The 12,900-nt window shown below is 57.3% G+C and carries 17 protein-coding genes; 5 read left to right on the top strand and 12 right to left on the bottom strand.

Features of this window, described 5'->3' with window-relative positions; translation table 11 throughout:
* Positions 1-15: 15 nt before the first annotated feature.
* The 4 genes from nusA to pip form a co-directional block, all read right to left on the bottom strand.
* On the bottom strand, positions 16-1,635 hold the full coding sequence (nusA, locus tag GOV89_RS19320; protein WP_171181168.1) for a transcription termination factor NusA: 1,620 nt from the start codon (positions 1,633-1,635) through the stop codon (positions 16-18).
* A complete protein-coding gene (gene rimP, locus GOV89_RS19315; RefSeq protein ID WP_171181146.1) occupies positions 1,635-2,225 on the bottom strand; it encodes a ribosome maturation factor RimP in 591 nt (196 codons plus the stop codon). The genes nusA and rimP overlap by 1 nt, the downstream gene beginning before the upstream one ends.
* Before the next feature lie 159 nt (positions 2,226-2,384).
* Positions 2,385-3,206, bottom strand: coding sequence for an ABC transporter substrate-binding protein (locus GOV89_RS19310; protein WP_171181142.1), 822 nt, complete (start codon positions 3,204-3,206; stop codon positions 2,385-2,387).
* Entirely contained in the window at positions 3,203-4,180 is a 978-nt protein-coding gene (gene pip, locus GOV89_RS19305; protein ID WP_171181140.1) for a prolyl aminopeptidase, read from the bottom strand. The genes GOV89_RS19310 and pip overlap by 4 nt, the downstream gene beginning before the upstream one ends.
* Positions 4,181-4,228: 48 nt before the next feature.
* Between pip and ubiG the strand changes: the two genes are divergently transcribed.
* Positions 4,229-4,978 (top strand): bifunctional 2-polyprenyl-6-hydroxyphenol methylase/3-demethylubiquinol 3-O-methyltransferase UbiG, encoded by a 750-nt coding sequence (ubiG, locus tag GOV89_RS19300; RefSeq protein ID WP_171181138.1) that lies wholly within the window; start codon positions 4,229-4,231, stop codon positions 4,976-4,978.
* Positions 4,979-5,112: 134 nt separating this feature from the next.
* Positions 5,113-5,631, top strand: a complete 519-nt coding sequence (locus GOV89_RS19295) for a hypothetical protein (RefSeq protein WP_171181136.1) — start codon at positions 5,113-5,115, stop codon at positions 5,629-5,631.
* A 107-nt stretch (positions 5,632-5,738) separates the two neighbouring features.
* On the opposite strand, the gene GOV89_RS19290 is transcribed toward GOV89_RS19295, so the two are convergent.
* Genes GOV89_RS19290 through GOV89_RS19275 form a run of 4 tightly spaced genes read right to left on the bottom strand, consistent with a single transcriptional unit; the run spans position 5,739 to position 8,049 of the window.
* Positions 5,739-6,179, bottom strand: a complete 441-nt coding sequence (locus GOV89_RS19290; RefSeq protein WP_170334681.1) for a MarR family winged helix-turn-helix transcriptional regulator — start codon at positions 6,177-6,179, stop codon at positions 5,739-5,741.
* Positions 6,180-6,194: 15 nt separating this feature from the next.
* Positions 6,195-7,025 (bottom strand): carbon-nitrogen hydrolase family protein, encoded by an 831-nt coding sequence (locus GOV89_RS19285; RefSeq protein ID WP_171181134.1) that lies wholly within the window; start codon positions 7,023-7,025, stop codon positions 6,195-6,197.
* The gene (gene grxC / locus GOV89_RS19280; RefSeq protein ID WP_171181132.1) at positions 7,025-7,282 is read right to left on the bottom strand and encodes a glutaredoxin 3; all 258 of its coding nucleotides are present in this window, start codon (positions 7,280-7,282) and stop codon (positions 7,025-7,027) included. The genes GOV89_RS19285 and grxC overlap by 1 nt, the downstream gene beginning before the upstream one ends.
* Before the next feature lie 38 nt (positions 7,283-7,320).
* Positions 7,321-8,049: a ComF family protein gene (locus GOV89_RS19275; protein ID WP_171238835.1), complete on the bottom strand. Its 729-nt coding sequence runs from the start codon at positions 8,047-8,049 to the stop codon at positions 7,321-7,323.
* 16 nt (positions 8,050-8,065) lie between these two features.
* Here GOV89_RS19275 and GOV89_RS19270 point away from each other — a divergent pair, with 16 nt between their 5' ends.
* Together GOV89_RS19270 and hemH are read left to right on the top strand one after the other, a co-directional pair.
* Positions 8,066-8,896: a methyltransferase domain-containing protein gene (locus tag GOV89_RS19270; RefSeq protein WP_171238832.1), complete on the top strand. Its 831-nt coding sequence runs from the start codon at positions 8,066-8,068 to the stop codon at positions 8,894-8,896.
* Between the two features lie 57 nt (positions 8,897-8,953).
* A complete protein-coding gene (gene hemH / locus GOV89_RS19265; protein ID WP_171181128.1) occupies positions 8,954-10,003 on the top strand; it encodes a ferrochelatase in 1,050 nt (349 codons plus the stop codon).
* 132 nt (positions 10,004-10,135) lie between these two features.
* Here the strand turns inward: hemH and GOV89_RS19260 are convergent, their stop codons facing one another.
* Together GOV89_RS19260 and GOV89_RS19255 are read right to left on the bottom strand one after the other, a co-directional pair.
* Positions 10,136-10,318, bottom strand: a complete 183-nt coding sequence (locus GOV89_RS19260) for a hypothetical protein (protein WP_010442520.1) — start codon at positions 10,316-10,318, stop codon at positions 10,136-10,138.
* Between the two features lie 139 nt (positions 10,319-10,457).
* The gene (locus tag GOV89_RS19255; protein ID WP_171181126.1) at positions 10,458-11,057 is read right to left on the bottom strand and encodes a L,D-transpeptidase; all 600 of its coding nucleotides are present in this window, start codon (positions 11,055-11,057) and stop codon (positions 10,458-10,460) included.
* A 169-nt stretch (positions 11,058-11,226) separates the two neighbouring features.
* On the opposite strand from GOV89_RS19255, the gene GOV89_RS19250 reads away from it, so the two are divergent.
* Positions 11,227-11,742 carry a CAP domain-containing protein gene (locus tag GOV89_RS19250; protein WP_171181124.1) on the top strand — a complete coding sequence of 172 codons (516 nt, stop codon included), beginning with the start codon at positions 11,227-11,229 and terminating at the stop codon, positions 11,740-11,742.
* A gap of 50 nt (positions 11,743-11,792) precedes the next feature.
* On the opposite strand, the gene GOV89_RS19245 is transcribed toward GOV89_RS19250, so the two are convergent.
* The gene (locus tag GOV89_RS19245; protein ID WP_171181242.1) at positions 11,793-12,257 is read right to left on the bottom strand and encodes a PTS sugar transporter subunit IIA; all 465 of its coding nucleotides are present in this window, start codon (positions 12,255-12,257) and stop codon (positions 11,793-11,795) included.
* A 58-nt stretch (positions 12,258-12,315) separates the two neighbouring features.
* A complete protein-coding gene (hpf, locus tag GOV89_RS19240) occupies positions 12,316-12,879 on the bottom strand; it encodes a ribosome hibernation-promoting factor, HPF/YfiA family (RefSeq protein ID WP_171181122.1) in 564 nt (187 codons plus the stop codon).
* Positions 12,880-12,900 lie beyond the last annotated feature (21 nt).

The raw sequence follows: 12,900 nt of genomic DNA, 5'->3' as shown, positions 1-12,900 counted from the left end.
ACCCGAGGCCTGAGATCAGGCCTCGACCTCCTCGTCTTCTCCGTCGCCGTCGACATCCTCTTCCGCCTGCTCCAACTCGGCCGGATCAACCCAACCCAACAGGATGCGCGCGGTCATGACCATGTCCTGTGCCTCTTCCAGCGTCACGCCAAAAGGTTCAAGTACACCGTCATCCTTGATGCGTTCGCCATCAACCGTGGTCCAGCCACCGGCCAGTTCCCAGTCCGCGCAGGTTGCGAAATCTTCCAAAGTCTTCACATCGTCCTTGGCCAGCGCTTCTACCATCTGGGGTGTCAGGCCTTCGAATTCAATAAGGCTGTCCTCAGCGCCCAGCGCACGGGCTGCGTCCAGTGCTGCCTTGGCCTGCGCTTCCAGGAATTCACGTGCACGGGTTTGCAGTTCCTGTGCCGTGCCTTCATCAACGCCGTCAATGACCAGCAGTTCTTCGATTTCGACATAGGCAACCTCTTCGAGGTTAGTAAAGCCTTCGGACACCAGCAACTGAGCGAAGAACTCGTCCAGATCCAGCGTTTCCATGAACAATTGGGTGCGGGCTTCGAATTCTTTCTGACGACGCGCCGATTCCTCGGCTTCTGTCATGATGTCGATGTCCAGATTCGTCAGCTGGCTGGCTAGACGTACGTTTTGACCACGGCGGCCGATGGCCAGCGAAAGCTGTTCCTCGGGGACCACAACTTCGATCTTGCCGGCTTCTTCGTCCAGAACCACCTTGGAGACCTCGGCGGGCTGCAGCGCGTTCACCAGGAAGGTCGGTTGATCTTCGTTCCACGGAATGATGTCGATCTTTTCGCCCTGCAATTCGTTCACAACCGCCTGTACGCGGCTGCCGCGCATACCGACGCAAGCACCGACGGGGTCAATCGAACCGTCATACGAAATCACGGCGATCTTCGCGCGCGAGCCGGGGTCACGGGCCACGGCCTTGACCTCGATGATGCCGTCATAGATTTCCGGCACTTCCATCTTGAACAGTTCCGCCATGAATTCTGGCGCGGTGCGCGACAGGAAGATCTGGTGGCCACGAACCTCACGACGCACTTCCTTGATATACGCACGAACGCGGTCATTTGGGCGATAGCTTTCGCGACCGATCTTGTCATTGCGGCGCAGAACAGCCTCGGCACCGCCCAGATCGACGATGACATTGCCGAATTCCTCGCGCTTGACTGCACCGTTGATGATGGTGCCCGCACGATCCTTGAACTCTTCGTACTGACGATCACGTTCCGCTTCGCGGACTTTTTGCAGGATCACCTGTTTCGCGGACTGCGCTGCGATACGGCCCATTTCCACGGGGGGCACTTCTTCGACGAAGACGTCACCAACCTCGGGCGCTTCCATGTACTGGCGCGCCTGTTCGACAGTCATTTCCGCCTGATAGTTCTCAAGCTCTTCATCCTCGACCACGGTGCGCACACGAGTAAAGGTCGCCTTGCCGGTCTTACGGTCGATGGACACGCGAATGTCCATTTCCGCGCCGTAACGGCTCTTGGCGGCACGGGCGAGCGATTCCTCCATCGCTTCGACAACCAGACCGGGGTCGATCATCTTTTCGCGGGCCACGGCCTCGGCGGTCTGCAGCAGCTCCAGCTGGTTGGCTGAGGTGATTGCCATCAGTTCGTCTCCTCTTCGGACCCTTCGGTCTCAATCTCGTCGAAAGCGTTTTCGTTCAGGGCGCCGGCGTCCTTGCGCTGGCGCAGCATTTCCTTGATCAGATCATCGGTCAGGACCAGCTTGGCGTCGCTCAACCAGTCGAATTGCAGACCGATGGTGATCGTCTCATCTCCCTCGGGGATGTTGATCAGAACCTCATCCCCTTCGATCCCGGCCAATTCACCTTTGAAGCGGCGGCGACCGTCGATCAGCTCGGCCGTTTCGATCTTGGCCTCATAGCCTTCAAACGTCTCAAAATCCTTGAGGCGCGTGAGAGGGCGGTCGATACCGGGACTGGACACTTCCAGCGTATAGGCATCAAGGATCGGGTCTTCGACATCCAGCGTGGCGCTGACCGCGTTCGAAATCTCGGCACAGTCGTCCACTTCGATGCCGCCGTCGGGCTTGTCCGCCATGATCTGCAGCGTGGTCTGCTTACCGCTCATCAGGCGGATACGCACGAGTTCGTACCCCAGATCCTCGATCACGGGGGCGATGATCTCGGCCAGTCGCCGGTCAATGGCAGCTTTGGCTATCAAGTCGTTTGTCATCAGGTGCTCTACCCTTTAATCGGGCACAAAAAAACGGGCGCGCGGCCCGTCGAATTTTCCGGTGGAGCCTTGAACCAGAAGTCCAACGCGCCGCTGTTGAAACTGCATATACGCAGGATGGTCCGAGTCTGCAACCCCCGGCGGGATTCGCAGCCGAATTTACGCCATCCACCACCGTTCTGCGATACGGCCGTCGTCTAAAACCGAAGGTCCTGCAATATGGCGCGGCATTCCGACAGCACCAGCTACAGCAAGGGCCATGTCCGCTTCGGACGGGTGAAACCGAAGACCGCGGACACCCTGCATTTCCGCCTTATCCGGCAGAGCCGCCACATCGACATAACCATCGCGCAGCGCTTCGGCCCGAACCCCCGCGTCCGGAATTACGATAACCTCGATGGCATCGACCCATCCGGCCTGACCATCCTTGTAATGCCCCACCACACGGCGACCGAGGAAATGTCGCCCGTCTTCGGCCCGTTCGACGCGGTAACAGCCAGTGCCGTTGGCGGCATGTAATGGCGACACAGTTTGACCCGATCGTTTGACGACAAACCGGCTGTCTGCCAACATAAAGGGCAGACCCGGATTGGCCTGAGCCAGTTCCAAGTGCACGCGATTGGGGGCCATGGCTTCGGCGCGACCAACTTCCGCCAGAACGGCCAGAACGTCCGTAATTTCCAACGGTGTACCATCGTGGAAAACCGCATCATCACGCAGATCAAAGGTCCAGACCCGTGCGTCGGCGTCGGTCTGCCACCCTGTTGCAAGCTCACCCCGCAGCGTTCCGTCGGGCGCGATCTCGGTCAAAGAGTCGAAAACAGCCCCGCGTGCAACTTGTTCAAGGCTGTCGTCGCGCGGTACGGCCAGACGCAACGTGCCGCCTTTCTTCGGCGTGTCCGCCAAGGACGCACCGGTCGCCGCCAAAAGCGCGGCAGCGGCACCTGACGCAAACAAGGCACGGCGGTCAATCCGGGTCATGCCACACCCTCCGCCACGCGATCCATGATGCGCACAAGCTCGGCGCTGATGCCGGGTTCAGACAACGCATGGCCCGCCTGCCGCACCATCTTCAACTCGGCATTGGGCCAGCGTTCAGCCAGATTCCATGCGGCCTGAGGCGGGCAGATCATGTCGTACCGCCCCTGAACGATATGTCCGGGAATATCGGCGATCCGATCCATCTGATCCAGAATCTGCCCATCCCTCTCCAGAAACGCCTTGTTGATGAAATAGTGATTCTCGAGCCGCGCAAAGGTGCGGGCGTATTCACCCGGACTTTCGCCCACCGATCCGTTGGTATGGATCGAGGCCAGCGCATTTTCCCAATGCGACCAGGCGCGTGCATACAGGATCTCGGTCGCGCGATCGCCCGAGAACAGGCGCTTATTATAAGCAGCAATTGTATCGTCCAGCTCACCCTCGGGCAGCAGAGCGGTGAATTTTTGCCAGTGCTCGGGCCAGAACCGTCCGGCCCCACCGCCGTAGAACCAGTCCAACTCGGCCTGCGTGGCCAGAAACACACCGCGCAGCACCAGACGGCTGACCCGATCAGAATGCGTCTGCGCATAGATCAGAGCCAGCGTCGCCCCCCAGCTGCCGCCAAAAACGATCCACTCATCAATTTCGAACAGTTCGCGCAGCCGTTCGATATCAGCGACAAGATGCCACGTCGTGTTGTTTTCGACCGATGCTGTGGGCCGCGACCGACCACATCCGCGTTGATCAAACAGAATCACCCTGTACGCACGCGGATCAAAATAGCGCCGCATAGCAGGGCTGCAGCCGCCCCCTGGGCCTCCGTGAAGGATAACAACCGGTATCCCATCGGGATTGCCGCATTGTTCCACATAGATACGGTGCCCATCGCCCATATCGACCATGCGCTGATCGAACGGGTCGATCGGCGGGTACAGATATTGAACTGCGCGCTTTTGGTCCGGGTACTTGTCCATTATGGCCCTATATAGTCCTTAAGCGTAAAAGAGCATACGGAGACAGGAATGCAAGCGCATCCGAACACTGTGGACCCGTCCGAGATCGCAAAATTCGAGGCGATGGCGGCGGAATGGTGGGATCCCCACGGGAAATTCAAACCTCTGCACATGCTGAATCCGTGCCGTCTGGATTATATCACACAGCAGATTGCAGGTGAGTTTGACCGTGATCTGACCGCGCAAAACCCGTTCGAGGGTTTGCGCCTGCTGGATATCGGCTGCGGTGGTGGGTTGCTCAGTGAACCGATGGCGCGCTTGGGCGCGGCGGTCGTGGGTGCCGACGCCGCCGAACGCAATCTTCCTGTCGCTCGCATCCATGCGGAACAATCGGGCTTGGAGATTGACTATCGCCACACCACTGCCGAGGACATGGCAGCCGCTGGTGAGCAGTTCGACGTCGTGCTGAACATGGAAGTGGTTGAACACGTGGCCGACCCGCAAAGCTTCCTGACCGCCACGCAACACTTGCTGAAACCCGGTGGGCTGCAGATTTGTTCCACCATAAACCGTAATCCGAAATCATACGCGATGGCGATCTTCGGGGCCGAGGTGGTCATGCGCTGGTTGCCGCGCGGCACGCATGAGTGGAACAAGTTCATCACACCTGACGAACTGTTCGAGCTACTGCGCCAGGCCGGGCTGGACCCGGTGGATCGCAAGGGGTTTGTGTTCAACCCGATCTTGTGGAGCTGGTCGATCTCGGACCGGGACTTGAGCGTGAATTATGTGACGGCGAGCGTGAAGCCGGGGTCATAAAACTGGTGTGGAAAGAAAGAGCATAAAAAACCAAACAATAATTCGAGGCGATCGAAGTTGGCATTCCCGTTGCTGTTGCCTGCCAACACGTCCAAAAAAGCCAATAGATTGGTATTAAAACGATTGGAAAAATTATGTTTGGATGGTTGAAAAAACGAGTTTTAAACGCATCCGCGGATGCAATGAAAAACGATATCGAGCGCTTCACGGCTGGCTTAGAAGGTGCTGATGCCGAAGAAATTTCAACAATGTTGGTTATAGCAAATATTTTAAGGCTTAGAATGTTAGATAGCGGTGTGATTCCAGCCGCAGCACTCGACCTAAGCATCCCTCGGGATGAGGACGTTATGTATCAATGTGACATGTGTTCGTTAAAATTAGTAAATGGTGTAAAGAAATTCCAGAAAATCGGGCAGCCATCTGATGCGGCGGGTGCAATGATATGGCTTCATAGCGTTCGCGCGCTAAATGTTCCGGAAATTCGAGTATGTGGCCGTAAGATGTGGGGTCAGCTTGTTCGCGGCTTTCCTTATGTTGATAACACGCTGGGAACGATGCGAGCCGTAATGGGAACACGGCTTCATGAGAACATTGACGAAGAATTGAGGTTCATTCCAATTGGTTTAGAACCCATAGAGACAGGTGCAAACTAAAACGGCCGCTTAATCTTAGTGTTTTGTCGCGCAGGTTATTCAAACATGGCCAGTTCTAGCTTAAAACTAGAAACTGACGGACGTCGAAAATTGGAAAGCGTCTACCCCTACTCTCCCTCCAACTGCAACCGTAAATCCCTCAACACCGGCAGCGTGCTGCGGACGCGCTCCAGCCCCAGTTCTCCGACCACGCGGTTGATCAGCGGGGCAATCGACGAAATCGCCTGATCCCGTGCCCGCCGACCGGCGGGGCTGATCGCCACCATCTTGCGGCGGGCGTCGTCCCAGTCGGGGCGGATGTGGATGTATCCGGCCCATTCCAGCTTGGCCAAGGTGTTTGTCATGGCTCCACGCGTGACGTGGAAGGTGCTGGCCAGTTGCGCCGGGGTCCGCTCATCCCCCACAAACACCAGATGGTTCAGCACCGAGAAATGCGAGATTTCCATGCCCTTGGGCAGCACCCGGCTCAGCCGGTTGCGCAACAATTGGTCTGCAGTCAGAATCTCGCTGAACAGCGTGACCGCCAGGGCATTTTTTTCGTCCGTCATAAGTCCGGTTCTGGATCAGGGCCTGTCGAAAGGCCGCACATGCGTCAAAGAGGGCACACGTCGGCGCGCCTCTGTCACAGAACTATCATCCAAATCGAAAATGTGAATGCCCGGATCGGTACCTGCGTCGATCAGCACCTCCCCCCACGGGGCGACAACCATGCTGTGGCCGTGCGTGTAGCGGGTTTTTCCGCGCGTCTTGGGATGTTCTCCGGTCTGTGCCGGAGCCAGCACCCAACACCCGGTCTCGATCGCGCGGGCGCGCAACAGCGATTCCCAATGCGCGGCCCCTGTGACAGGCGAAAACGCCGCTGGAACCGTCAGGATGCGTGCCCCCGCCTGCGCCAGAGCAGCGTGCAAATTGGGGAAGCGGATATCGTAACAGATGGTCAGCCCCACCTTGCCAAAATCGGTCTCGGCAATCACGGCTTTCTCGCCCGGGCGGTAGTTCTTCGATTCGCGGAAGGTCTCGGATTCGGAAACCTGCACGTCAAACATATGGATTTTGTCATAGCGCGCCACGACCTGACCCTGCGGGTCGATCATGAAGCACCGGTTGGCAAAGCGTCCATCCGTGTCATGGGTTTTAATCCCCAGCGAACCGATCAAAAGCCACACACCCAGTCTGGCGGCCTCTTCGCGCAAGCCCGCCAGGGTGATGTCGTCTTCTTCATGCTGCAGAACCTCGCGCTGCCGCGTTGTGCTGGTCGAAACACAGTTCGTAACCTCAGGCGTCAAAACAAACCGCGCGCCTTGCCCAGCCGCCTCGGCCATCATGGCGCGCACCGTGTTCAGATTTTCGGCCGGATCGTCCGACGAGGTGATCTGCAGCAGCGCGGTCTTCATCAGGCCGCCAGCAACCGGTCGAGCTTGCCCTGACGTTCCAGTTCATACAGATCGTCACAGCCGCCTACATGCTGTGTTCCGATGAAGATCTGCGGCACCGTGCGCTTGCCACCGGCCCGTTTGATCATCTCGGGTTTGCGTTTGGGATGCATCAGCACGTCGACTTCTTTGAATTCAACGCCTTTCTGTTTCAGCAGACGTTTGGCCGCATGACAAAAACCGCATAGCGGCGAGGTATAAATTTCTACCGGCTTCATTTTCCGTTCCCTTTGGGTTTCGCGCAATCTTGGGCGAATTAGGCATCCTTGGCAACGCGCGCTAGAGCCAACACGAAAATATGATTTGCTCCTGCATCCTGGCATACACGGGCGCAGGCCGCCAGTGTTGCGCCAGATGTCATCACGTCATCCACTAGCAACACGTCCCGGTCGTTCAGATGCTGTACCCTGCGCGGGTGGATGCGAATCGCATCTTTCAGGATCTCGGCCCGTTCTTGCGCCGTTTTGCCATCCAGAACCGGTGTCCGTCTTTTTCGCACCAGCAGGTCCGGCACACAGTCCAGCCCACTGTCCTGACCCAGGTGCTGCGCCAACAGGGCCGATTGATTGTAACGCCGTTTGAGTAGACGGGACCAATGCAGCGGCACAGGGGCAATCACCATATCCGGTCGCAACAGCTCATGCCCTGCCTGCGCCATCCAACGCGCTGCCGGGCGGGCTAGCTCGGGCCGGTCGCCATGTTTCAAAGCCAGGATCAGCGCACGCGCCTTTCCATCATACAGCAACGCTGATCTGCCAGCCTTCCAGGGCGGCGGGGCTTTTAGGCAGCCGTCACACTCGATCCGATACCCATCCTGTGTGCCCATCAGCGGCACTCCGCAGCTTTCGCATACGGTGCCTCCAATAAAGGGCGTTTCGCGCCAACACGCCCCGCACAGGCCAAAATCTGACGCGGTAAGCGCGCCGCATCCCATACAACGAGGCGGGTAAATCAGTGCGAGTGCGGTTTGAATCCGCCGCGCGATGCGATACTTGCGAGCTATGAAGTTGCCCGAGTCCAACGCACCCTCTCTGTTTGATCGCAAAACTATCCTGCGCCACCGCGGACGTGCACAGGATGACGCCTTCTTCCTGCATCGCGCCGCGATTGACGAGGCGCAGGATCGGCTCTCTATAGTTAACAAAGCCTTTACAGCGCCTGCGATCGTGAGCCCGTTTCCACAGCTTTGGGACGGCATTTTTTCGGGAGCTACCTTGGTCCAGGATGACGACGTTCTGCCACTGCAGCCCGGCGCCCATGATCTGGTCATCCACGCGATGGCCCTGCATTGCGCCAATGATCCGGTTGGGCAGCTGATTCAATGCCACAGGTCGCTGCAACCTGACGGGCTTTTGCTGGTCTTATGTTTGGGCGGCGAAACACTTCACGAACTGCGCGCGGCTTTGGGGCAAGCCGAAGTCGAAAGTACAGGCGGGCTGAGCCCCCGTGTCGCACCAATGGCCGAGCTGAGAGATCTGGGCGGGCTGCTACAACGGGCAGGTCTGGCCTTGCCCGTGGCGGATTCGATACCTCTGACGGCGGAATACCGCGACATTTGGCATCTGATGCGCGATCTGCGCCATATGGGCGAAACCAACGCTTTGTCTGCACGGCTAAAACGCCCGACCAGACGGACCGTGTTCGAGGCCGCACAACGTATCTATGCGGATCACTTTTCGACCGACTCAGGCCGCTTGACCGCCACTTTCGAATTGATCTGTCTGACCGGTTGGTCGCCGCACGATAGCCAACCCAAACCCCTGCGCCCAGGATCGGCCCAAGCCCGTCTGGCTGACGCCTTGCGCACCACCGAGGGCAAACTGCCTGATTGACGTGCGGATAAATCCCCTTATCTCAGGCCGGACCATAAGAAATTTAGGAAGTCCCATATGTTCGACGCTATCCGCCCTGCACACGCTCCTACGGATCATCCCAAGATCAGGATGGGCCGCGTCGGCATTCTGCTGGCAAATCTGGGTACACCGGATGACTATACATATTGGCCGATGCGCCGTTATCTGAACGAGTTTCTGTCGGACCAGCGCGTCATCGACTATCCGAAATGGAAATGGCAGCCGATTCTGCAGGCCATAATCCTAAGCAAACGGCCTTTTAGCTCAGGCGAAGCTTATAAATCGATCTGGAATCACGACAAAGGCGAAAGCCCTTTGATGACGATCACCAAGGATCAGACCGCCAAGCTTAAGGCGGCGATGCATGACCGCTATGGCGATCAGGTGATGGTCGATTTTTGTATGCGATATGGCAACCCTTCAACCAAGTCCAAGGTACGTGAAATGGTGGCGGCAGGGTGTGACCGCATTCTGTTCTTCCCGCTCTACCCGCAATACGCAGGCGCAACGACGGCCACAGCCAATGACCAGTTCTTCCGTGCGTTGATGGAAGAGGCCTGGCAACCAGCATCTCGCACTGTGCCCGCCTATTTCGACCAGGCCAGTTACATCGACGCGCTGGCGCAATCTGTCGAGCGCGCCTATGCGGCAATGGAGACAAAACCCGACATTCTGGTCTGTTCGTACCACGGAATGCCAGATCGCTATCTTCAGCAAGGCGATCCCTATCACTGCCAGTGCGCCAAGACATCACGTCTGCTGAAAGAGCGGTTGGGCTGGTCGGATGATCAACTGGTTTCGACCTTCCAATCTCGATTCGGTCCCGAGGAATGGCTGAAGCCTTACACCGTGGATCACGTGGCGGATCTGGCAAAGCAGGGTAAGAAAAACATTGCCGTCATCGCGCCCGCGTTCTCAGCCGATTGCATCGAAACGCTGGAAGAGATCAACGAAGAGATCAAGGAAAGCTTTGAAGAGGCGGGAGGCGAGACCTTCACCTATATTCCATGCCTGAACGACGACGATGCGCACATAGCGGCCCTTGGGAAGGTGGTCGAAGATAACCTGCGCGGTTGGCTGGAATAATTTCGCTCGGGCGATCGCCACGGTGGACGGGCGATTCGTTCAACAATGAATCCCCGAGGGCCGAGACAAACAGTCGGAAATAAAAAAGGCGGTGGATTGCTCCACCGCCTTTTTCAAGAATTCCGTGTTGGCTTAGCTTGCAGCAACAGCAGCAGCAACAACAACCAGCAGGATCAGCGGCAGGATGATGCCCTGCGACGAACCTTGAGTTTCTTCAACAACAACAGGTGCTTCAACAACCGGCTCTTCCAGGTTGCCAGCGTATGCGGTCGAAGCTGCGGCGGTCAGAGCTGCGGCGAGAACGAGTTTTTTCATATTAACCTCCAGAATTTGCACGGTTCCAATGCCCGGAACCGCGCACCTAAGACTTACCTCGTGTTTTTTTCTAATCAGCATTGGCGCTGGATTGCAATTGCAACTTGAGCGCTAAGCGGCTTCGCGAAGGAAAATGTCGTCAAATTAGCAACACTTGCGTGCCGACCTTCGCCATAGAAAACAGTTCAGCAATATCATCGTTGAAGAGGCCAATACAGCCATTCGACGAACGTCGCCCAATTTTGCGCGTATCGTGGGTGCCGTGAATGCGATAATATTTCCAGCCCAGATATAAAGCGTGCGTTCCCAGAGGGTTATCTGGCCCCGGCGGGATATAGTCGGGCCATTCCGGATTTCTTCTCTTCATCGACGGTGTCGGCGACCAACTGGGGCCTTCAACTTTGCGGATCACGCTGGTGCGCCCGCGACGGGTCATCTCTTCGGTTAAAGGCACCGAAGATGGATAGAGTTTGTATACGGATTGATCATCTGACCAATAATGCAGCGCGCGAGACACGGTATCGACCAGAATAGCGCCGTTTCTGGTGTTCGAGAAATACGGCTGCCAGTCCAAAGCCCGGAAACCGGACACGTTGCGACGCACGGGCGGCTCGGGTTCAGGCGCGGGGCGCAGCGGATCACCCGGAATGTACTGGGCCAGCGCCGGAGACGCCAACGACGCGGTAGCACCGGTCAGAAACCCCCGGCGTGTGGGCGACAGAAAACGCTTTTTGTCCATGACAATGGGTCCTGTGTTCTGGAGAGTTCTGAAATCTGGCCTATTCTATTGCGAGAATGCTTCAGTCGCAAACCAAACCGGCAGAATCACGCGAGTAATGACGAATGTACGTTTGCTCAGCGCAGTCAGGCACGCTATGCCGGGTGACAACACAATTATCAGGTCGATCATGACGCGTATCGTTTCTTTACTGTTGATTTGCTTTGTCGCACTTGCGGCATGTACTGACACCCGCACCACGGCCATTGGCGCAGATGGCCGCCCCTTGCCGACGGTTTACAAGATTCGCGGCAACCCGGAAAAGCTGCAGTTCCGTATGTTGGATTCGGTCAACGCTCTGCGGCAGGCTCAGGGTCTGCAGGCAGTGCAGTTGAACTCTCAGCTTAACGCGGCGGCAGCAACGCATTCCAAGGATATGGCCCGACAAAACCGGCCCTGGCACTTTGGGTCAGATGGTTCTTCGCCGATCGATCGGGCCGCGCGGGTCGGGTATTTCGGCACATTTCTGGGCGAGGCCATTTCCGAAACCTACGAGACCGAGACCGAGACACTGGCAGCCTGGATGCAAGAACCGGGACCGCGCGCTGTCATCATGGACCCTAAGGCAACCCAGATGGGGTTCGCCTGGCATCAGGAAAGCGGTGGAAAAATCTGGTGGACGCTGGAAATGGGATCCGGCGGCTGATCCAGATCTGCCTAAAAAAGCCCCCGGAAAACGGGGGCTTTTTTAGTCTTTTAAGCAGCTTGCATAGATTGAGCTTCGGTCAATATCGCATAGAGCTTAACCGGATCTGGGTTCGCTCGCAGCTTGGTGCAGACCGAAGTATCTCGCAACGTGCGCGACACCAATGCCAGCGCCTTGAGATGATCCACGCCCGCCTCTTCCGGCGCAAACAGCGCAAAAGCGATGTCTACAGGCTGTCGATCAACCGACCCGAAATCGATGGGTTTTTCCAGCATGACAAACACGCCCGAAACCGCTTCAAGCCCGGCCAGGCGCGCATGCGGCAAAGCCACACCATGCCCAACGCCAGTGGGGCCAAGGCTTTCGCGCTCAAGCAGGCAATCAACGACGGCCTGAGCATCAAGGCTCCGGGTCGCGGCGGCGACGTCGCCGATTTCCTGAAACAACCGCTTCTTGCTGGAAGCGGCCGAGAGTACACGTACTGCCTCGGGCTTGAGAATGCTCGAAAGCTCCATGATCACGCTCCATGGAACGGCACCCGCCTTGGCGGGTGCGGTCCCGTTTTCTTGCCTGTTACGGATCGATCCAGCCGATGTTACCGTCATCGCGACGGTAGACAACGTTCAATCCATCCTTGTTCTCATTCCTGAACACCAGCACCGGAGCGCCAGCAAGTTCCATTTGCATCACGGCTTCCCCAACGCTCAGAGACGGAATTTTCGTCTCCATCTCAGCCACAATCATGGGCTGCAGCGATTCGGGTTCGTTTGCCGTGTCCGATTCGTCAGAGGCGAGGATATAAGAGGACGCACCAAAGAGTTCAACCGGCTCTGAACGGTCCTTGTGGTGATCCTTCAGTCGGCGCTTATAGCGGCGCAGTTGGGTTTCCATCTTGTCACAGCATGCCTCGAATGCTGCATAAATCTCAGTTGCGTGCGCCTTGGCCTGGGCGGTAAGGCCCGTCGACAGATGCACAGTTGTTTCGCATACATATTCATGCGCTGAACGGGAAAAGACGACGTTGGCATCTGTTGGCCGCTGAGCATATTTGCCCACAACCTCGCCCAGCTCGGTCTGCACGTGTGTCTGCAGGGCCGCGCCGATGTCGATCTGTTTTCCGCTGATTTGGTAACGCATGTGATCTCCTTCACAATTCAC

It is taken from the genome of Ruegeria sp. HKCCA5763 (genome assembly GCF_013034545.1).
Lineage (GTDB): Bacteria > Pseudomonadota > Alphaproteobacteria > Rhodobacterales > Rhodobacteraceae > Ruegeria.
Note: the sequence above shows the minus strand (reverse complement) of the source record. Positions and strands in the feature narration are given on the sequence as shown.